Origin of the sequence: Brevibacillus massiliensis (genome assembly GCF_000311785.1) — a bacterium.
GTDB lineage: Bacteria > Bacillota > Bacilli > Brevibacillales > Brevibacillaceae > Brevibacillus_C > Brevibacillus_C massiliensis.
In genome coordinates, this window is record NZ_HE978536.1 from 168,243 (window position 1) to 188,710 (window position 20,468).

Annotated in this window: 20 protein-coding genes; 4 read left to right on the plus strand and 16 right to left on the minus strand. The window is 55.6% G+C overall.

Features of this window, described 5'->3' with window-relative positions:
- Positions 1 to 9: 9 nt before the first annotated feature.
- From HGBM_RS04690 to rpsU, 8 genes are all read right to left on the minus strand, one after another.
- On the minus strand, positions 10 to 981 hold the full coding sequence (locus HGBM_RS04690; protein ID WP_019119930.1) for a PhoH family protein: 972 nt from the start codon (positions 979 to 981) through the stop codon (positions 10 to 12).
- A gap of 33 nt (positions 982 to 1,014) precedes the next feature.
- Positions 1,015 to 2,229, minus strand: coding sequence for a sporulation protein YqfD (yqfD, locus tag HGBM_RS04695; RefSeq protein ID WP_019119931.1), 1,215 nt, complete (start codon positions 2,227 to 2,229; stop codon positions 1,015 to 1,017).
- A 25-nt stretch (positions 2,230 to 2,254) separates the two neighbouring features.
- Positions 2,255 to 2,539 carry a sporulation protein YqfC gene (yqfC, locus tag HGBM_RS04700; RefSeq protein ID WP_019119932.1) on the minus strand — a complete coding sequence of 95 codons (285 nt, stop codon included), beginning with the start codon at positions 2,537 to 2,539 and terminating at the stop codon, positions 2,255 to 2,257.
- Positions 2,540 to 2,669: 130 nt separating this feature from the next.
- The gene (locus tag HGBM_RS04705) at positions 2,670 to 3,191 is read right to left on the minus strand and encodes a hypothetical protein (protein ID WP_147512804.1); all 522 of its coding nucleotides are present in this window, start codon (positions 3,189 to 3,191) and stop codon (positions 2,670 to 2,672) included.
- A gap of 9 nt (positions 3,192 to 3,200) precedes the next feature.
- Positions 3,201 to 4,214 (minus strand): flotillin-like protein FloA, encoded by a 1,014-nt coding sequence (floA, locus tag HGBM_RS04710; RefSeq protein WP_019119934.1) that lies wholly within the window; start codon positions 4,212 to 4,214, stop codon positions 3,201 to 3,203.
- A 7-nt stretch (positions 4,215 to 4,221) separates the two neighbouring features.
- Positions 4,222 to 5,568 carry an NfeD family protein gene (locus HGBM_RS04715; RefSeq protein WP_019119935.1) on the minus strand — a complete coding sequence of 449 codons (1,347 nt, stop codon included), beginning with the start codon at positions 5,566 to 5,568 and terminating at the stop codon, positions 4,222 to 4,224.
- Positions 5,569 to 5,737: 169 nt separating this feature from the next.
- Complete coding sequence (locus tag HGBM_RS04720) at positions 5,738 to 6,184, minus strand: GatB/YqeY domain-containing protein (protein WP_019119936.1); 447 nt, start codon at positions 6,182 to 6,184, stop codon at positions 5,738 to 5,740.
- 19 nt (positions 6,185 to 6,203) lie between these two features.
- Positions 6,204 to 6,377: a 30S ribosomal protein S21 gene (gene rpsU / locus HGBM_RS04725; protein WP_019119937.1), complete on the minus strand. Its 174-nt coding sequence runs from the start codon at positions 6,375 to 6,377 to the stop codon at positions 6,204 to 6,206.
- Between the two features lie 230 nt (positions 6,378 to 6,607).
- Between rpsU and HGBM_RS04730 the strand changes: the two genes are divergently transcribed.
- On the plus strand, positions 6,608 to 7,984 hold the full coding sequence (locus HGBM_RS04730; RefSeq protein WP_019119938.1) for a UDP-N-acetylmuramoyl-tripeptide--D-alanyl-D-alanine ligase: 1,377 nt from the start codon (positions 6,608 to 6,610) through the stop codon (positions 7,982 to 7,984).
- Between the two features lie 370 nt (positions 7,985 to 8,354).
- Here HGBM_RS04730 and HGBM_RS04740 read toward each other — a convergent pair whose 3' ends face one another.
- From HGBM_RS04740 to HGBM_RS04750, 3 genes are all read right to left on the minus strand, one after another.
- Positions 8,355 to 8,957 carry an undecaprenyl-diphosphatase gene (locus HGBM_RS04740; RefSeq protein WP_019119940.1) on the minus strand — a complete coding sequence of 201 codons (603 nt, stop codon included), beginning with the start codon at positions 8,955 to 8,957 and terminating at the stop codon, positions 8,355 to 8,357.
- 170 nt (positions 8,958 to 9,127) lie between these two features.
- Positions 9,128 to 10,618, minus strand: a complete 1,491-nt coding sequence (glpK, locus tag HGBM_RS04745) for a glycerol kinase GlpK (protein ID WP_019119941.1) — start codon at positions 10,616 to 10,618, stop codon at positions 9,128 to 9,130.
- An 86-nt stretch (positions 10,619 to 10,704) separates the two neighbouring features.
- Positions 10,705 to 11,826: a D-alanine--D-alanine ligase gene (locus HGBM_RS04750; RefSeq protein ID WP_026074210.1), complete on the minus strand. Its 1,122-nt coding sequence runs from the start codon at positions 11,824 to 11,826 to the stop codon at positions 10,705 to 10,707.
- A gap of 275 nt (positions 11,827 to 12,101) precedes the next feature.
- Here HGBM_RS04750 and HGBM_RS04755 point away from each other — a divergent pair, with 275 nt between their 5' ends.
- Positions 12,102 to 12,593: a hypothetical protein gene (locus HGBM_RS04755; RefSeq protein WP_019119943.1), complete on the plus strand. Its 492-nt coding sequence runs from the start codon at positions 12,102 to 12,104 to the stop codon at positions 12,591 to 12,593.
- A 1-nt stretch (position 12,594) separates the two neighbouring features.
- On the opposite strand, the gene pbfA is transcribed toward HGBM_RS04755, so the two are convergent.
- From pbfA to HGBM_RS04770, 3 genes are all read right to left on the minus strand, one after another.
- Positions 12,595 to 13,950, minus strand: a complete 1,356-nt coding sequence (gene pbfA / locus HGBM_RS04760; protein ID WP_019119944.1) for a (R)-1-hydroxy-2-aminoethylphosphonate ammonia-lyase — start codon at positions 13,948 to 13,950, stop codon at positions 12,595 to 12,597.
- Between the two features lie 158 nt (positions 13,951 to 14,108).
- Positions 14,109 to 15,449, minus strand: a complete 1,341-nt coding sequence (locus HGBM_RS04765) for an MATE family efflux transporter (RefSeq protein WP_051029616.1) — start codon at positions 15,447 to 15,449, stop codon at positions 14,109 to 14,111.
- A gap of 273 nt (positions 15,450 to 15,722) precedes the next feature.
- The gene (locus HGBM_RS04770; RefSeq protein ID WP_019119946.1) at positions 15,723 to 17,018 is read right to left on the minus strand and encodes a class I SAM-dependent rRNA methyltransferase; all 1,296 of its coding nucleotides are present in this window, start codon (positions 17,016 to 17,018) and stop codon (positions 15,723 to 15,725) included.
- Between the two features lie 90 nt (positions 17,019 to 17,108).
- On the opposite strand from HGBM_RS04770, the gene HGBM_RS04775 reads away from it, so the two are divergent.
- Positions 17,109 to 18,056, plus strand: coding sequence for a Na/Pi cotransporter family protein (locus HGBM_RS04775; RefSeq protein ID WP_019119947.1), 948 nt, complete (start codon positions 17,109 to 17,111; stop codon positions 18,054 to 18,056).
- Between the two features lie 7 nt (positions 18,057 to 18,063).
- Here the strand turns inward: HGBM_RS04775 and HGBM_RS04780 are convergent, their stop codons facing one another.
- Together HGBM_RS04780 and HGBM_RS04785 are read right to left on the minus strand one after the other, a co-directional pair.
- Positions 18,064 to 18,729, minus strand: a complete 666-nt coding sequence (locus HGBM_RS04780; protein ID WP_019119948.1) for an LrgB family protein — start codon at positions 18,727 to 18,729, stop codon at positions 18,064 to 18,066.
- A 1-nt stretch (position 18,730) separates the two neighbouring features.
- Complete coding sequence (locus HGBM_RS04785; protein WP_019119949.1) at positions 18,731 to 19,096, minus strand: CidA/LrgA family protein; 366 nt, start codon at positions 19,094 to 19,096, stop codon at positions 18,731 to 18,733.
- Positions 19,097 to 19,247: 151 nt separating this feature from the next.
- On the opposite strand from HGBM_RS04785, the gene HGBM_RS04790 reads away from it, so the two are divergent.
- Entirely contained in the window at positions 19,248 to 20,435 is a 1,188-nt protein-coding gene (locus HGBM_RS04790; protein ID WP_019119950.1) for an RNA-guided endonuclease InsQ/TnpB family protein, read from the plus strand.
- Positions 20,436 to 20,468 lie beyond the last annotated feature (33 nt).

A 20,468-nucleotide genomic window follows, 5' to 3' on the forward strand; every position in this document is an offset into this window, starting at 1 on the left:
CCTCTTCGTTTATGGATTGCCTGCCGCTTCCGAGGCAGCATAGGCCTGTATCATCTTCTGGACAAGACTGTGCCGCACGACGTCAGCTTCCTGAAAATGGATAAAGGAAATCTCCGGAATGTCGCGCAGGATTCGTTCGGCCGCCTGCAATCCAGACTTTTTCCCTTTGGGCAAATCGATCTGCGTCACATCCCCGGTGACGACCATTTTGGAGCCGAAGCCGAGCCGGGTAAGGAACATTTTCATCTGTTCGTAAGTGGTATTCTGCGCTTCGTCCAAAATGACAAAGCAGTCCTCCAGCGTTCGTCCGCGCATATAGGCAAGCGGCGCCACTTCAATCAGGCCGCGTTCCATCATTTTCAACACCTGCTCATTGCCGAGCATGTCGTAGAGAGCATCGTACAGCGGGCGCAGGTAGGGATCCACCTTTTCCTGCAAATCCCCCGGTAAAAATCCCAGGCTTTCCCCTGCTTCTACGGCGGGACGGGTCAATACGATCCGTTTTACCCGGCCGCTCTTCAAGGCGCTTACGGCCATAACAACCGCCAAATAGGTCTTGCCAGTCCCTGCCGGACCAATGCCAAAGACGATATCATGCCGCTTGATCGCAGACAAGTAATGCCGCTGTCCCAGCGTCTTGGCACGAATCGGTTTACCGCGCTGCGTTCTCGCCACTTCCTCGTCGAACAGGCAGAGCAACTGCTTCGCCTCCCCTCTGTCCGCAAGTTTGAGCGCGTACGCTACATCTCTCTCCGATAGCGTCATCCCGCGCCGCACGAGCTGGATCAGGACGTCAAACAGCGAGGCAAGCTTGTCTACTTCCTCCTTGTCGCCGCTGATCGCCAGCTCTTCACTGCGGATGATGATTTTGGCAGTTGTATGATCCTCTATCTGCTTCAGATAAACGTCGTGCGGACCGAATAGCATCAACGCTTCGGCTGCATCAGTAAACCGGATGCTGACCTCTTCTTTGACCGGCAAAGACTTCCATCTCCTTATCTGTAACGTAGTAACTTATTGATCCGTCTCGTTTAACGGTGCAGGCGGCAGAGCGACAAGCGGCTGCTCCGCCGTGATGTCCTCGATTACGGAGTAATGAATACTCAAGTAAACTTTACCATTCTCTCGTTTTACGTGCAAAACTTTTTCGTCTTTGATCGTCGCATCCGCTCCCGCCCGCTTCAGCACGTCGTTGCGGGCGAAGCGTTTGGCCGCTTCGATCGCCTCCGCCTCGCTCAGGGTTCTTGTTATGCCAGCCGCTTTCTGTTGGATCTGCCTTTTGAATCCGATCGGGAAGGTGAACCGATCATAGCTGAACTGGTAGCGCTGCTCGCTTTGCTCGTAGCGCTCGTACGGGTCCTGGCGAAGGGGCCAAAGCCGAAGGGCGTACTGGCCAACGGTTAAATAGTACGCATCCTGCTTGTCCCCGGTCAGCTCGTACACCGTCTGGGCAAGCGGCACGGAGACGTTGGAGACGTACCAGACCTCTCCCTCCACCTTCCCCTTGGCGGAGACGAGCTGTTGGCTGGTTTCGCTCCCGATCAGTCCGGAGATGAGCACCTGGCCTTTGTCGACGTACTGGTTGACCTTGACCATGCTCTTCCCGGCCTCGGGAAGAACGCTGTGAATCACAGCCTTTTTCTTCGCGATCAGATTGCGGGGACCGGCCTCGGGCTTTACCTCCGGCTTCTCTTTTTCCACGACCTCAATCACGACTCTCGTCCCCTCGATGTCAACCCCTACTCGCGAGACATCCGGCAAAACTCCTTGTATCTCTTGCTGCAAGACCAGCGGTTCTTTTAGTTTGAACTTCCACGCCCCCACTTTAATCCCGAACTTTTCAGCGGCTCGGCTCACCTCTTCGGTGGGAATCCGGTGATTTCCCACGATCTCCACATTCCAGACCACGCCGGAGAGCATGTACAACCCGATGATAAAAAGAACCACCCCGATGGTAAAGCCGAAACGCAGCCGCATCCGGATGAGCCAAAAAGGCAGCCCGTCACGCCGCAGCACATGGCAGCGACAGCCTGTCTCACGCAGAAGCGGGCGCAGGCGGAAATAATCGCGGATCAGCATGTCCATCTGTCCATGCTCACCGCTTATCCGCTTGATATTCCAAATGTGCAAACCTTCGCGTAACGCCAGGTTAATCAACCGCTCAAACCGCTTTCCGCGAACCGTAACTGTAATATGCCCTTCCACCCATTCCCGTATCGCATTTCGCATCAATATCCCCCTCCCTGCCGCCTTGCTACGTCTTCTCCAGAAACGTCACACTGGCTATCCTGCCCTCCAGCAGCACCTCTTCCGGCAAAATAGCGCGGATGACAAGCTGTTCACCTGTGACGAGCAGCTGCCCGTTCGTCAAAAGCAAGCGGAGCTCTTTGTCGCTGAAATGGAGAACCCCGCGATGGTTTTCTATGTACATTTGCAGGTGACCGATCATTGTGATGCGCGGGACTTCGAGCACCACATCTTGGGGCAGATCCAATACACCTGCGGCCAGGTGGCGCAATCGGCGGCTCCAACGCTTCATATGGTAAGCCTCCCCTCTTTAATAACCCTATGCAGTATGGGGCGGGTATCATGCGTAGAAAACTTGGCTTCGCCAGATGCAAAAACAGCCCTGCTTCCCCGGGTTCGGGAAACAGGGCTGTCTGGTATCGCTAGCGTCTGTTATAAGGCATTTTGGCACGGGGCGGCGAGAAGATCAAGGCCCACTTCATCCCTTCCCGCGCCCTGGCTGCTGCCAGCTGTTCACTTTTCTCGTCCGGCAGGGTGGCGAGCGGTGCCAAGTCTGTCTTCACCTCTGCCTGCTGGTACTCCGTACGGGGCTGCACTTCAGGCAGATAGTAAGAGGAGCCGTCGGCCAATTCGGCGGTTGACTCCGGTGCCGGCGCAAGCGGAGGGGCAGTCCAGTCGGGATCGCCCTCCGTCCCCGTCCCTTCCGCCTCTGCCCACTGTTTTTTCTCTACAACAGGCGGGATGGTAACCGTCGGCACAGGGGCGGCCCTTCCGCCTCCCTCTACCGGTGTCAGCACCCTCCTTGGGTGCTGGCGCTGTCTCTGCCCTTTTGGTTTGCCGCCGAACACCGTATATCCCAACAGCACAAGCAGGAGGGGCCAAAACTTGCCGATCAGGGCGAAAACGATGCTGGTCAGGGACAAGATAAGATCTAGCAGTTCCATACCTTGCACCTACATCTTCTTCTCGTCGTCGATGCCCTTGCTCTTCTCGGGAGAGTGGCCGAACGACTGGCGCATATTGGTGTCGGCCATGATGTTTTGCATGTTGTAGTAGTCCATGACGCCCAGTTTGCCGGAGCGCAAAGCTTCCGCCATGGCAAGCGGCACTTCCGCCTCCGCTTCCACTACCTTGGCCTTCATTTCCTGAACGCGCGCCTTCATCTCCTGCTCCAGCGCTACAGCCATCGCGCGCCGCTCCTCCGCTTTGGCCTGGGCGATGCGCTTGTCTGCTTCAGCCTGATCCGTCTGCAGCTGGGCCCCGATGTTTTTGCCTACATCCACATCAGCGATGTCAATCGACAAGATTTCAAATGCTGTTCCTGCGTCCAGTCCCTTGTTCAGTACCGTTTGCGAGATACGGTCCGGGTTTTCCAGCACGTCTTTATGCAGCTTGGACGAACCGATCGTGGTGACGATGCCTTCGCCGACGCGGGCGATGATCGTCTCTTCTCCGGCCCCCCCGACAAGGCGGTCAATATTGGCGCGGACCGTCACTTTCGCCTTTGCCTTCAGCTCAATTCCGTCCATGGCGACAGCAGCTACCACCGGCGTTTCGATGATTTTCGGGTTGACGCTCATCTGCACGGCCTGCAGTACGTCGCGGCCGGCCAGGTCAATCGCCGCCGCCCGCTCGAAACCGAGCGGAATATTGGCCCGCTGCGCCGCTACCAGCGCGTCGACGACACGGTCCACATTCCCTCCGGAGAGGAAGTGGCTCTCCAACTGATTGGTGTTCAAATCAAGTCCGGCTTTGCGGGCTTTAATCAGCGGATTGACGATTCTCGCCGGAATGACCCTCCGCAGCCGCATCGCAACCAGTGTGATGATCCCGATCCTCACTCCGGACGCCAGTGCCGAAATCCACAGCATGATCGGCACAAATGACAGGAATACCGATAGTACGATAAAGACCAAAATGACAATCAAGACAATGGGGAGGAATCCTCCAGCCACCAAACTACCCATTTGTGATCTACTCCTTTACCTCTTTTTCTGCCACAACGACGCGGGCACCCTCTACTTCGACGACGACGAGCGGCGTCCCCGCAGCGATGAAGCCGCCAACGCTGACCGCATCGACGCGTTTCCCATCGATCTTGACGATTCCCGCAGGGCGCAGCGGGGTGACGGCAACGCCTTCTTCCCCGATCAGTGCGCTCTGGTCTTTGGGAGCGACATAACCTTGTTCATTGCGTTGTTCGTCCTTCAAGACAAACCGGCTCCACACCCCTCTCACCCCTAAAAACTTCGCCAAAATCACGCTGACAATCAAGGCGATCAAAGCGGCAATGGCCAGCGATGTCAGACCCTGGGCCGTATCGTACGCGGCCAGCACCAAACCGCTGCCCATGCTGATAAATCCCAGCGCGCCGACAATTCCGCCCGGCAGGAAGATCTCCAGCACGATTAATATCGCGCCGAGCACAAACAGGGCGATGTCCATCCAGCTCGCGAATCCGGCGACGAAATGGCCGAAGAAGTACAGGATAAAGGCCAAAACGCCGATCGTTCCGGCGATGCCAAAGCCGGGGACGATCAATTCGATCGCAATCCCGAGCAGACCGATGAGCAAGAGGAGACTCATGACGACCGGATCGGTGACAAAGCGGGCCACTTTTTCACTCATCGTCGGCTCGATTGTCTGTACCTGGCTCTCATTTACCCCCAAGTAGCGGTACAACTCCGCCTGATTCGCAACGATCTGATCGGCATAACCCAAATTTTTCGCTTTTTCCGCCCCCAGCGACAGGACGGTTCCCCGTTTTTTCAACCCGGTGATTTCCGAGTCTACTTCTACCATCGCCCGGGCGATCGCAGGATCGCGCCCGCGAAGTTTGGCTGCTGTCTCCATCTGCTCTGCCCATGCGGAGACGAGTTTGAGTCCCGCCGCATTGCCCCGCTGATCGATCGGCGTAGCCGCCCCGATGCTGCTGCCCGGAGTCATGACGATCTCATCTGCATTCAAAGCGATGTACGTTCCAGCGGAAAACGCCTGGCTGCTGATGTAGGCAACGACGTGCATCGGAGCTTCCCGAACGAGTTGGCCGATATCCAAAGCAGCGCCAACCTCGCCCCCCGGCGTATTGATGTCCAGGACGACGAGATCGGCTCCCTCTGCCTTTGCGTCCATGAAAGCCCGCTGTAAAAAGCTTTCCAGCCCCCTTTCAATTCCCTGCTGCACCGGGATCAGAAACGGTTTGTGGTATTCCGTTTTTGCTTCGGCCACGCCGCCGCCGGCTGTGGAAAGCAAACCAATGGAAATCAGGAGGAAGTAACACAGAAGCCGATAAGGCAGGAATCTTCTTACAGTCGTAACCAAAATCTCTTCCCTCCCTTCAGTGGGGATGCTGCGCTTGCTAGCCTACTATGGTATACGAAAGAAGAGAGGTATTGTTTCACAAATCTGGAGATGAATCTCTTGGCGATACGAGCGGGGAAACAAGTGCGGTCAGTAAAAGAACCCAGTCTCTTCAGACCGGGTTCTCGTTTTATGAAGGCAACTCTTCACTTACAATCTTTTGAACGAGGGTACCATCGGCTTTTCCCTTCACCTTTGGGATGATCGCCCCCATCACTTTTCCCATCTCTTTCTTGGTGGTTGCGCCTACCTGTGAGATGGTTTCACGAACGATTTGACGAATCTCGTCTTCGCTCAACTGAGCCGGCAGATAGGAAGTCAAAATCTCCATTTCCTCCCGCGTCTTTCCGGCTAAATCTTCACGTCCTGCTTTTTCAAACTCATGGAGGGAATCACGGCGTTGTTTTAACTCACGGCCTAAGATAGTCAGCACGTCGTCTTCGGACAACTGACTGCCTTTGGTAATCTCTTCGTTTTTGATAGCGGCTTTTACCATGCGGATAACGGAGAGTTTTACAGTAGCTTTGTCCTTCATCGCTTGCTTTAGATCTTGGTCGAGACGCTCCATTACACTCATGCTAAGCCCTCCTCAGCTCCTAGTATTTACGCTTGCGAGCAGCCTCCGATTTCTTCTTCCGAGCTACACTGGGCTTCTCGAAGTGGCGGCGTTTACGGAGCTCAGCCATTACACCGGCTTTTGCACTCTCTCGCTTGAAACGTCGAAGCGCACTTTCTAGGGATTCGTTTTTTCGAACACGAACTTCTGCCATCTGTCTTCCCTCCCTCCGCTTGAAACAGTGGGACAACTGTTCGAGCACAGACTGTCACACTACATTATAGGGTAGCTGACTACCTCTGGTCAACCTTCTCGAGCGGCAAGTAGGCGCACATAATGAAATTTTTTTATCTGAAGCCGGATTTTCACCTTGCAGTCGGAAATTGTGCGTGATAGCATCAGGTCACTGATACTTCTATACTGATCACAAAGGGGAAGACGGCAATGCATCCTATCAGTTTTCAACAAGTTGCCCGAATGGCGGAAGGATTGCTGCTGCAGGGAGACCCGGCACAGACGATCCGTTCCGTTCACTTCGACAGCCGTTCACTCACGGAAGGCAGCCTGTTCGTCGCCGTTCAAGGCGGCAATCGCGACGGCCATGACTTTCTGCTGCAGGCGGCCGATCAAGGCGCGTGCGGCGCCCTGATCACCGACGAAAGCAAAATCCCGGCTGGGCTTCCCGCCTCGTTTGGGCTTATTCTGGTCAATGACAGCTTGCGCGGATTCCAAAAATTATCAGGCAGCTATCGCAGGCAATTCTCTTTCCCGTTCGTCGCCGTCACCGGCAGCAACGGCAAGACTACGACAAAAGACGTCATTGCCCACGTTCTCAGTCAGCAGCTCGCTACTTATAAAACGTACAAAAACTATAATAACCACCTGGGAGTGCCTTATTCACTGCTTCAGCTTCAGCGGGAGCTGGAGGTGGCTGTTTTGGAGCTCGGCATGAACCACGCCGGCGAAATCGACCTGTTGGCCTCACTGGTCAAACCCCAAATCAGCGTCATCACCAATATCAGCGATGCCCATATCGAGCATTTCGGGACGAAGGAAAAAATCGCCCTGGCAAAAGCCGAGCTGCTTTCCCATACCGATCCTGACGGCATGGTGCTGCTCAACGGCGACAACGAGTACCTGCGGAAGATCAGCCACCTCTACGACGGAAAGCTGCTGTTTTATTCCGTAGAAGGACCTGCCGACATCTGGGCGGACGAGATTGAGCCGACCGAATCAGGTACCCGCTTTACCGTCCATTTCCGCACGGGGGAACACTTTCCCGTCTTTTTGTCGCTGCATGGGAGACACAACGTCTCCAACGCGCTCGCGGCGATCGCGATCGGACGGCACTTTGGGCTCGCCCCAGAGACAATCTGCGAAGCGCTGAAGAGCGTCAGCATCTCCGGGATGCGCTTCGAAGTATCGCCTACCGCTGCGGGCGGGGTGCTGATCAACGACGCTTACAACGCCAGCCCTACTTCGATGAAGGCATCGATCGAAACCTTCGCCGGTCTCTTTCCCGAGCGAAAGCGAATTCTGGTATTGGGCGACATGTTCGAGCTGGGTGAAGACAGCCTGAAAATGCACAGCGAAGTAGGCCAATTCATCGACAAATACAAGGCGGACTTTCACCTGCTCATCGCCATCGGCGAGGCAAGCCGCCATCTGCACGACGCCTACACGGGCGAAAAACGCTATTTTCCGACCAAAGAGGAAGCGCTCGAAAGCATCAAGGCTTTAAACCAGCCGGGCAATGCCATTCTATTCAAAGCGTCCCGCGGCATGAAATTCGAGACGCTGGTCGAGGCGTTGAAGGGGTAGATCTAAGGAATTGAAAGGGCTGCTTGGTATGAATGCAAACTCCTTGGCGTTCTTTCTTAACTAAAGAGCAAAAGCTCGAGAGACAGAGAAAAATGGAGCGAGCGCAGGCCTTGGCAACGCCCACCCAGTCGGAACAGAAAAAAGCGGCACACGCTTGTCGACCAAATTCTACGTTGAGATGCTTACAGTCATTTTTGGTCGACGTGCCGCTTTTTGGAGTGGAGACGGCCAGTCCCGCTTCCCTGTTGGCGTGCCACGAACGGAGCAAGCCCATTTTTCTCTGTCTCCATAGCCAGTGTTCTCAAACCAAAAAAGAACGCAGGGCGCTTTTTCCCTGCGTTTTTCTTGACTAGCATGGATATGACCTCGTTCAGTTGCGCCCTGACCCAATCGATCTCGATTTTCTGCCAAACAGGATTTGCAGCACTTTTTCGTAGACGGCAATGATGAGATCGGCAAGCGGTGCCAGGAACCTTTCGCCCGCCAGAAACAAAATCCCGATCACGCCTGCGACGACAATAGAACCGATCACGTCTCCGGGGTAGTGATGCCCCACGTAAACGCGGGAGAGCCCCGTCAACACAGCCAAAGCCAGCATGCTGATCCCCCAGCTGCCAGTCAGGCGCTTGCGCAGCAAAATGGCGATCGCCAATGCAAATGCTCCGGTGGAGTGGTCGCTCGGGAACGATGCGTCGGGATCGTGAGGATACAACAGATTGACAGGGTGGCTGACAAATGGTCGCGGCTCAAAGTAAATGTGGCCGATTACATTATTTACGATCAGAGCTGCTATCCCGGTAAATCCCGCAAACAGGACCGCACGCTTCACCTGCTTGCTGCCGCCGAGCCACAACACGACAAGACAGATGGCAAACAGCAGCAAAGCGTATTTACTGATGAAGACCATCGCGGAATCCAGCCAGGAAAAATGGCCAGACCAGCCATGGATGAGTTGAAACACTTCGTAGTTCATCGGTCAGCTCCCCTCATTTTCGTGCTTGCCCCAAACATTATAGTGCTTAATCGGGAAACTTTCCACGTTTTTTCCTGAACCTGCCTCTGGTTTTTACAAAGCGCACATGACCCTTTGCAAACGGGAAGCTGGGTTCCCCCGCGGATCAGCCGGCGAGTCTTCCGGCGGTTCTACTTGTATCCCATGGTCGCTGCTACGGCCTTTTTCCATCCCGCATACAGCCGATCCTTTCTCGACGGCTCCATGCCGGGGGCAAACGTTCGCTCTATCACCTTGCTGGTGACGATCTCTTCCTTGTCGGACCAGAAGCCCACCGCCAGTCCAGCCAGGAAGGCGGCCCCCAGCGCGGTCGTCTCGTTGACCAGCGGCCTCTCCACCGCGGTCCCCAAGATGTCGGCCTGAAACTGCATCAAAAAGTTGTTCGCGACAGCCCCGCCGTCTACAGCCAGCTTTTGCAGCCTGATCCCTGCGTCGGCTTCCATCGCCTCCAGGACATCCCGCGTCTGGTAGGCAAGCGATTCCAGGGCGGCCCGGATCAAGTGATCCTGGGTGGTGCCGCGGGTCAGCCCAAAAATCGCCCCTCTCGCTTCCATATCCCAGTACGGCGCCCCCAGGCCGACAAAGGCAGGGACGAGATAGACGCCCTCTGTATCCTGGATCGCCGCGGCGTGTCTCTCCGAATCAGGCGCCGATTGAATCAGCTTCAAGCCATCCCGCAGCCACTGAATGGCAGCTCCTGCGACGAAGATGCTCCCCTCCAGGGCGTACTCCACCTTGCCACAGGCTCCCCAGGCAATGGTCGTCAGCAGGCCGTTTTTTGAGGCGACAGCCTGCTCTCCGGTGTTCATCAGCATGAAGCAGCCGGTGCCATATGTATTCTTTGCCATGCCCGGGTGAAAGCAGGCCTGCCCGAACAATGCCGCTTGCTGATCGCCGGCAATCCCGGCAATGGGAATCTTCGCACCTGCCACCTCTGGCGCTGTACAGGCATACACTTCGCTGGACGGGCGAACTTCAGGCAGCATGGCTGGCGGCACAGACAGCACATCCAGCAGCTCCTGATCCCACTCCAGGCGGTGAATGTTGAACAGCATGGTCCGCGAGGCATTGGAGTAGTCGGTCACGTGAACCGCTCCCCCCGTCAGCTTCCAGACCAGCCAGCTGTCAATGGTTCCGAACAGCAGGTCGCCTCTCTCCGCCTTTTCCCTGGCTCCCTCTACATGATCCAAAATCCACTTTACCTTCGTTCCGGAAAAATAGGCGTCAATCACGAGGCCTGTCTTCGAACGGATCGCAGCTTCCAGATTTTGTTCTTTCAGCTGGTTGCAAATCTCCGCTGTCTGCCTGCTCTGCCAGACGATCGCGTGATATACTGGTCTCCCGCTATGCCGATCCCAGACGACAGTCGTTTCGCGCTGGTTGGTCAGTCCGATCGCGGCGATCTGCTGCGGAGAAACCCCATTTTCTTCCAGTACTGTCCGAAACACTTCCCATTGCGTCTGCCAAATCTCTTCAGCGTCGTGCTCAACCCAGCCCGGCTGCGGGTAGATCTGCCGAAACTCCTTCTGAGCCACCCCGGCAATACCGCCCGCCTGGTCAAACAAGATCGCCCGTGAACTGGTCGTCCCCTGGTCAAGTGAAAGGATGTACTGCTTGCCCATGCTGATCCTCCCCCTACTCATTTCTCTCTGTCGGGTTGTACATGGAGTCTGCATCACCCACCAAACATCAAAGGTTGCAGCCTGCCCTAGTCAAGCTCTTCTGCCGCTACTGTATTTCGCTGTTTATCCGCGTGCCGCTCCAACGCCAACTGAACCAGACGGTCGATCAACTCACCGTACGGGATACCTGTTGCATCGAACAGCAGCGGGTACATGCTGAACGGCGTAAAGCCAGGCATCGTGTTGATCTCATTGATGTACACCTGGTCGGCCTGATCGTCCCAGAAAAAGTCGACCCGCGACAGACCGGAAGCGTCGATCGCCCGGTAGGCCCGCGTCGCCAGTTCCTCGATCTGCCGGGTGACGTGCGGAGGAACGTTGGCGGGAATCTGCAGCTCCGTTCCCGCACCTTTGTACTTGGCTTCGTAATCGTAAAATTCCTTGGCGGCGATCACCTCTCCGACCACTGAGGTGATGAGCTGTTCGTTGCCTAGAACGCCAATTTCCAGCTCGCGCGCTTTGACGAAGGCCTCCACGACCAGACGCCGGTCGAATTTGGCCGCAACCTGCAGGGCTTCCAACAGCTCACGGCGATCCTTGGCTTTGGAAATCCCGACGCTGGACCCCATGTTGGCCGGCTTCACAAAACAGGGGTAACCCAATTGCTGCTCGATCTGGGCGGCGACGCTGTCCGGCTCCGACTCCAGCCGGGAGCGCAGCACGCCGATGTACGCGACCTGGGGCAGCCCCTCCTTCGCGAAAACTGTTTTCATCATCCATTTATCCATGCCGACCGCAGAGGCCATCACGCCCGCGCCCACGTACGGAAGGTCTGCCAGTTCCAACAGGCCCTGAATCGTGCCGTCTTCCCCGTTGGGACCGTGGACGACGGGAAATACCACATCCACTTCCTTGCCGACGGCGAGGACAGGCAGACTCTTTTCCGACGCTGCCGGGAGAGTGTCCTCCCCTCTTCCCTGCCCGCCGGCTTCAGGCCGGGTTTGCAAACGCAGCGATTCCACGGAGGGCAGCTGGCCCTTGATCGGTGCTCCTTTTACCCAATTTCCATCCAGCTGTACGTAAATCGGGGTTACCTCGTACTTCTCCAGATCGACCGCCTTCATAATCGAGAGGGCGGTCCTTAGCGAAACTTCATGTTCTGACGATTTGCCCCCGTAAATAATCCCGAGTCGTATCTTGCTTGCCATGACTCCAAAAACTCCCTTCTCCCCGCTGCCTTTTTTTGTAAAAAACCGTTGACGTCTTTCATACATCATGGATGTGAACGCTTGCGATCAACAGGTCATGACCGTTTTCTTTCCATCCTATTCAAAACCGTTCGTCTCTGCGCCCATCCGCAACCAGGCTTTTGTACACGTAGCAAGAATACTAGATGACCCCGCGAATGACAAGAGCCGGATGAAGCACCTGGGATAAAAATGCTTCATACGATATAAGACAGACTTTGATGGAGGGATGCACTATGCGGGACTACCTGGTGTTCTGCACCTACTGCTCTTCCTACACGCTTCTGCATTCGTTTGACAAAGGGACAAACCAGTTCCTCGGAGAATACTCACTGCTGTACAACGATTATACGAAAAACAGCGCTGTACTGAACAAATTCCTGCTGAACCACCTCGGCCATACGCTGCGCACCATCCCGTCCCAAACGGATGAATACATGAACATCATCTGTACAGCGAACCGTTTTTTGGAAGACGACATCGACAAGTACGTCGAGGAAAGCAGGGAACAGCGCCAGCTCGTCGAACTGGACCGGCAGCGCGAACGAACGGTTGGCAGGGTGCAGCTCCACATAGCAGAGCACCTGCTGCAAACGGAATTGGACATCCTTGCAAAGGTAAAAGGGAACACACCGGCCGAAAGACAAGTGCTGCTGGGGAAAGAATTAGGCATCAAAAAAGCCTTGGAAGTCATTCGCGGCGTACTCGCCGACAAGCAGTTTGCGTGAATCACGCAAGTCCGGCAAAAGCCGAACGCAGGATCGCCAGGGCATGGTCGACTTCCCCCTGCTCAATGATTAACGGGGGAGACAATTGCAGCACATTCCCCTGGGATACCTTAAAGCTGAGTCCCTGCTCCAGGCAATGGTACATCACTCTTTCCGCTTCCTCAACAGCAGGCTCCTTGGAGATCCGGTCCTTCACCAGCTCCACCCCGAACAAGAGGCCAATCCCCCTGATATCGCCGATGAGCGGAACCTCTTCCATGAGCCCGGAAAGCTGCACACGGATATAAGGACTCATTTCCTCCACGCGGGCCAGCAGGTTTTCCATCTCCAGCACCTCCAGCATGGCCAGCGCTGCCGCAGCCCCTACGGGGGATTTTTCGTGTGTGTAGTGCCCCAGGGAGATGTGCTGCGCCAGATTGAGCTCCTCCTTGGCAATCAGGGCGGCGATGGGAAATACGCCCCCGCCCAGACCTTTTCCGACCACCACCATATCCGGGACGATGTCGTAGTGCTCGAACGCGAACATTTTTCCCGTCCTGCCAAAGGCAATCGCCGTCTCGTCCAGAATCAACAGGGCGCCATAGCAGTCGCAAAGCTCCCTTACCGCTTGCAAGTACTCCTTCGACGGGATCTGGACATCTGTATTTCTCACCGTTTCGATGATGACCGCCCCGATCTCGCCGTCTTTTTCCATGACGTATTCCAGGTGCCTTGCAAAGATGATATCGTCGCAGACACTCTCCCCGAACATGCCGCGGTAGGTGTTAACCGGCGGAACGTGTATCACGCCGGGCAAAAGCGGGCCCATCCCCCTGCGAAACACGGCCTCCCCGCCGACCGAAATGGCGTCCAAAGAAGCGCCGTGGAAGGAATCCCACATGGAGGCTACCTTGTATTTGCCCGTGGCGATCCGGGCAAGCTTGAGAGCCATTCCTACCGCCGATGTCGCACCGGGAGCCAGCAGAACCCTGTTTAACGTCCCCGGGGCAAGTTCCGCAAGCCTCTTGGCCAGTTCAATCGCCTTCCGGTTAGTGTAGCGCCTGGTGGAAAAAGAGAGCTCATCCAACTGCTCCTTGACCGCCGCGATGACGTGAGGGTGGCCAAATCCGACTTGGTGTACATTGTTCCCGTGAAAGTCCATCACTTTTCTGCCCTGGGTGTCTGTCAGGTAAATCCCTTCGCATTTGGTGATGACGTTCAAACAGGGAGTAGACATCGACTGATGCAGAAAGTACTGCTCATCCTCTGCCAAAATCGCCCGGGTCTCCTCGTCTATGTGCCGGTCCTGCCACCCCTTTCGCACCGGTGACAGATTGATGTCGCCTTCGGTTCTAAGGGGGTCTGACTGCATTTTCATGGATCACCACTCCACGTCTTATATTTTGAATTATCAGAATCATAATAGCCGTACCTGTATGTATTTTCAACCAGTGATTCACGATTGCTCCTCAGCTGCGGCCTATATCCTGCCAAGAAGTCGAACAGCCCCGGCTGAGCAGGGGCTGCCGCGTGTGACTACGACGTCTTTGGCGGCGGATCGAACAGTCGACCGTGATCCTTGTTTTTCCAAAAGAGCCTGTAATATACATACTGCGCCAGCAAAGAGAAGCTGAATGAAATCGGATAAGCGAGCCAGATTCCCTCGATGCCGATTTGCCGGGAAAGCAGGTAGGCAGCGGGCACCTCTACTCCCCAGATGGAAAAAATGGTGATCAGCATCGGCCACAGGACGGTTCCGCTCGAGCGCATCATGCCCGAGATGATCATGCTGTTGCCGAAAAGCAGATAGGCCCACAGCGTAATGTTCAGCAGGGTCTTTGCCATAGCGGCTGTCGACGGTTCCGTCAAAAACCAGGAAAGCACGTGTTCATTAAATAAGTAGACGATGCCGATCAGGATCACACCGATTACGTAATTGAGGACCACCGCGCCTTTGATCAGCTCATCCAGGCGGTCCTGCTTCCCCGCTCCGATCAGCTGCGCGCCGAAAATGCCTGCAGCGATCCCCAGGCTCATCGCCGGCATCTGGACGTAGTTGACGATTTGATTGACCGCGCCGTAAGCGGCGGTTGCGTGGGCGCCGTACGCGTTGACGAAGACGATGACAGCGATTTCGGCCATCGAGACGAAGATCATCTGGACGCTGGTAGGCAGTCCGATCTTGATCAGCAGGGAAACAATTTGCCGATCGAGACGAAGCTTTTTCACGGTCTCCCGGTCCAGCGCCAGGGGATGCCGTATCCACCAAAGGTAGCCGATCAGTGCAAGAAAGGTCACCAGCGTCGCCAGCACAGTGGCCAGGGCCGCTCCATTCAAACCGAGGCTGGGCAGCCCGAGCCATCCCAGAACGAATACCAGGCTAAGCGCGATGGTCAGCGCAGTGCTGATCACGAGGAAGTAAAACGGCGTCTTCGAATCCCCGGTCCCGCGCAAAAACGTGGTGTAATTGGTGTAAATAAACATGATCGGCAGCCCTGTAAAGATGATCCGGGCGTAGCCGATGGAACTGTCGATGATCGCAGGAGGCGTTCCGATCAGCAGCAGCAGTTCGCGGCAAAACAGGTTGCCGACAGCGGCTGCAAGCAGTCCAAGCAAAAGCGTAAAGGTGAGGGAGGTGCCGACCGTCGCCTTCATCCGTTCCGCCTGTCCGCTGCTGTATGCCTGTCCGATCAAGACCGAACTGGCGCTGCCGAGCCCAATGACAAAAGAAACGAGAAAAAACGTCACGGGAAAGACCGCGCTCGCCGAGGCCAGCGCCCCTTCCCCGACAGCTCGTCCCAGCAGCACCGAACTGACCGTCCCGCCGATCGACTGCAGGGTGTTGCTCAGCATCAGCGGGATCAGAAAGACGAGCATCGACTTCCAGATCGGGAGAGCGAAGTTGATCGTCCCTCTCCCTCTTCCTGAGGCACTCGACTTGGGAGCCTCGCTCGCTTTCACAGCCGTCCCCGCGTTTGCACTGAGCGGGGCCAGTTCCTCTGCCGCTTCCGTCTCTTTGTCCGGAATCTTTTGCGGTTTTGAATCCAATCCGGCAGGTTTCTGTGACTCGTCAATCGAATGCAACAGCCGCACCTCCTGATGCCGAACAAGCTCTCTGGTATTATGCCCAAGCTTGGCCGGGAAGTGCCTCTATCTTCTGTCTCTCACCTCAAAAATAGCAAACTTCAGGTAGTGCCCCTCCTCTGCGCCGCTTATTTCCGGATGATCATTGCCGGCGCCGCGCCACTCCACCAGCCTCAGGATCTTTTTGGCATCGAAGGCAGCCGATTGGATGGTCTCCAAAAACAGCTCGGGCGACATGTGGTAGGAGCAGGACGCCGTCACGAGAAAGCCGCCCTCCCTGACCAGTTTCATCCCGTGCAGGTTGATGTCTTTGTAGCCCCGGCACGCCCCTTTCACGGCAGAGCGCGACTTGGCAAAAGCCGGAGGGTCGAGGATGACCACATCCCACTGCTTGCCGGCCTCCGCACTCTCCCGCAAATAGTCAAAGGCGTTGGCTACGACGAACTCGACGCGGTGTAAAAACCCGTTCAGCGTAATATTCCGCTTGGCGGTGGCAATCGCATGTTCGGAGATATCCAGCGCCGTCACCTTTTTTGCCCCGTGTTTGCAGGCGTTTAGCGTGAAGGATCCGGTATGGGTAAAGCACTCCAGCACCTCGGCGCCGTCCCAGAAGGGGTTCTTCACGATCCTGCCGCGCCTGTCTACCGGTTTTACCGCCGGGCCGTCATCTGTCTCCACCTGCTGCAGGGTAATGCCGTGGGCCTCGCCCCAGCCCCGCATCAACGGGGCGATCGCTGCCCGGTTTTCCCGCTGATCGTAAAAAAATCCGGTCTTTTGTCCGTTTACGATATCTACCACGTACGTCAGCCCGTTCTCTACGATCGTCACTTCCTCCGGACACTCCCCGTACAGCACTTCCTTGGTCTGGGCAAGTCCTTCCAGCTCCCGTACCGGGACGTCGTTGCGAAGGTAGATGCCTTTCGGCGCAAACACTTCGATCAAAGCCTGCTTGATCAGGTCTCGCCGGCACTCCATCCCGAGCGAAAGGATCTGCGCCACGAGAATGTCGTTGTACCGATCGACGATCAAGCCCGGCAGGAAGTCGGCCTCGCCGTAGATCAACCGGCAGGCCTGCGGATTGTCCACAAAACGCCGGCGGTACTCTCCCGCCCGTTTCATTCGGCGGACAAAGAACGGCAAATCGATTTCCTCGTCAGGATTGTAAGTCAGGACTCGGACGATCATTTGCGAGCGGGGATTGATGTAGCCTTTTGCCAAAAAGTGTCCCTGATGGTTGACGACTTCCACGATGTCACCTGGTTGATACTCCCCTTTTATTTCCAGCACCTCTGATTGATAAATCCAGGGGTGCCCTGCTTCCAATCGCTTCTTTCGCTGTTTTTGCAAATAGACGGTTGCCATTGGGCTGTCTTGCCTCCTCGTTGTCTGTGTCATGCTTGTCTTGGTACAGGCATAGCGTAGTAGTATCTGACGGAAATAAGGGGGGTGAACATGTTCATTGCTTCCACGATTCTTATTCCGTTTGTGCTTGGGCTTGGTTACTTCTTGCTTGGTCTGTATGCGATGCGCGTCGGTTTTCATCGCTTGGCCGGAGAAAAAATGGAGAAAGTGATGCAGCGGTTTACCAAAACGCCGATACACAGCTTTTTCTCCGGCCTGTTCTCCACCTTTGTCCTGCAGAGCTCAGGTGCCGTCACGGTCCTGACGATCGGCATGACTCAGGCCAGGATCATCGGCTTTGCCCAGACGGTCGGGATCATTTTGGGCACCAATGTCGGAGCGACGGTCACAACCCAGCTGATCGCCTTGTCACTGGGGGATTTTGCCGTCCCGATGCTGTTGATTGGCGTCGCTCTTTGGCTGCAGCCAAAGCCTGTGCTGCGCTGCACCGGGTTGATCATAGCCGGTTTTGGACTCATTTTTATGGGGATTGACACGATGAAAATCATGGCAAAACCATTGGAACAGTCGGAAACCTTTCGCGTGCTGTTTCTGGAAAGCCGCCATTCGATCTTGATCGGGCTCGTTACCGGGATGATCTTTACCGCACTCATTCACAGCGGATCGGCTACGACAGCGATTACGATGGGGCTGATGACCCATCAGATCCTGTCGATGGAAACGGCGCTGGCGATCGTGCTGGGGGCCAATATCGGCACTTGCGCCACCGCGCTGGTGGCCAGCATCGGCACCAACACTGCTTCCAAACAGGTAGCCTGGTGTCACACCCTGTTCAATCTCGCCGGCGCGCTGGCGTTCCTTCCCTTCCTCTCTAGTCTTGCCTATGTATCGGGAATGTTGACAGCGGATCCGGCCATGCAGATCGCCCATTCCCAGACCATCTTCAACCTGGTCTGCTCGCTTGCCGCCCTGCCGTTCGCCTCCCGGATTGCGGCGGGGATCGAGTGGCTGATTCCCGATCGGTCCAGACGAGCCTGAGGCACGCTCACAGATACTGCAGCGGGATAAAGTAGACAGAGGTGATGATCCCGGATAAAATCATCGCCAGGGAGGAAGCCGCCGCCTGTTCCTGGGAATGGCGCAGAAGTCCCGCCGTGCCAATCGCATGAGAGCTGGTGCCGATCGCGATGCCCAAAGCCCAGTCGTCGGTTATGCCTGCCCCCTTCAACAGCGGGCGGGCGATGCTGATCCCAACAATCCCGGTCAATGCCGTAAACAGCCCGGCAAGCGAAGGATTGCCCCCGATGCCGGCGGTGAGCTCCACAGAAATCGGAGTCGTGACCGACTTTGACAGGATGCTGCGGGTAAGCGTCTCGCCCCCGTCAAGCAGCTTCATCAGCATCCAGGCGCTGAGCATGGATGCTGCGCTTCCGGCGGCGACTCCGGCGGCTACCGCCCGCCAGACTCGGGCCAGTTGACGCAGTTGTTTGGCGAGCGGCACCGCCAGCGCCACGGTAGCCGGACCCAGCCAAAAGCTGATGTAACTGCCCCCTTTCGCATAGCTCTGCCAGTCGCCACTAAACAGCCACCAGATCAGCCCGACACCGGCAGCGGCGATAAGGATTGGCTGGATCCGAAACAGCCGCTCAGACAGCGGGCGGGCGCAAATATACATAAAGATCGTTAAACAGATCGCCATCGCGCCAAGCATGTTACGCACACCTTCTCTTCATTGATTCGCTTTGCTTTTTCTTTTGCAGCCGCTGTACGACTCCCCCTGCCGTGAGCATCACGAGCACCGGTCCGCTGACGAGCGCTATCACGATCGGCAAGGGTTTTTGCATGACGGTTTCCAGCTGCGGCACCACACCGACGACGATGGGGATAAAAAACAGCAGCATGTGTTTCAACAAGAAAGAACTGGCGCCTTCCACCAGTTCCAACCGAATCCAGCCTGTCCCGAGTGCAACCGTTAGCAGCAGCATGCCGATCAAGCTTCCGGGCAGAGGCACACGAGCCCACTCGTGCAGTGCCGTGCCACATCCGTAAAATCCCAGTATGACGAGCCAACCGCGCATGCGACATGTCTCCTTTTCTATTTTATCTCATTTTCGCAGAAGACTCCCACCTCTAGGCGGTGAGATGAATGCGATTTTTTTGCTTTTTGGCCACTGTTCAGAACATACATTCCCTTTCTGTGGTAAAATAAGGGGAAGGAGGTGAATCGAAATGAAACGGGTCTACAAGTTGGTTCCCCGTTGGTCGGCACAGCAGCTTGCGATTCTGGAGGATTTGGCGTTTCACACGACCAAACTCTACAACATCGCCAATCACTTGTGCCGAGAAGTAGGGTTTCGTTCCTATGTAAAGTTGGAAAAGGAACTAAAGTCCAATTGGCACCGGGAGTACCTCCACTCTCATACCTATCAGCATTGTCTCAAGATGGTGGAACAAAATTGGAAGAGCTACTTTGCCGCAAGCAAAGACTTCAAGAAGAATCCGCAGAAATACAGAGGGACACCTCAACCTCCCGGATATAAGCATGGTGCCCGCCGCAAGAACGAAATCATTTTCACCAATTTTGCCATCCGAGTTCAGGAGAATGTGCTCAAGCTCTCGTTGTCCAAGAAGATGCAGGAACGTCATCGGGTTGACTGTTTTTCGATTGTCACCCACCCTGGCAATCTGCCGATTGACGTAAGCGCTCTTCAGCAGATCCGACTCCAATGGCGCAATCGTATCCGGACGTGGGAGATGGTGATGATCTACCAAAAAGAAGAAAAGAAACTTCCTGCGACCTTTACCAACCTGATGTCCATTGATCTTGGCGTCAATAATCTGGCCGCCGTCACATTCCTGGAGGGTGATGACACCTATTTGATCAACGGAAGGCCTTTAAAGACCAAAAACAGCTATTATAACAAAGAGATCGCGCGGCTCACTTCCATCGCCATGAAACAAACCGGCAAGCGTGAGGACTTTGTTCGTACACACCGGATTCGGTCCCTGCAAGGAAAACGGAATCGCTATGTCCAGAACTTCCTGCATCAAGCGAGCCGGAAGATCGTGGATCTGGCGCTGAAACATCACATACAGATTCCCCATGCCCGTTTTGTGGATCTCATCACCTACACGGCCAAACTCCTCGGGATCACCGTGGTCAAGCAGAATGAAGCGTACACCAGCGGTTGTTCTGCGCTGGATGAGGAGAAGATTTCGAAAAAAGCATATGCATCCAAGCGACGCATTCACCGCGGCCTTTTTTTGTTCAACGCAGGATTCAAGATCAACGCAGATGGAAACGGGAGCCTCAATATCTTGCGAAGGTACCTTAATGGAAAAGGTAGTCCTGTGCTGATCCAATCGGCAAGGGATAATGGGTGTTTGAAGCATCCGAAATGTATTCTTGTCGTATAAGACGGAAAACATTTGAATCTCCCACCTCTAAGC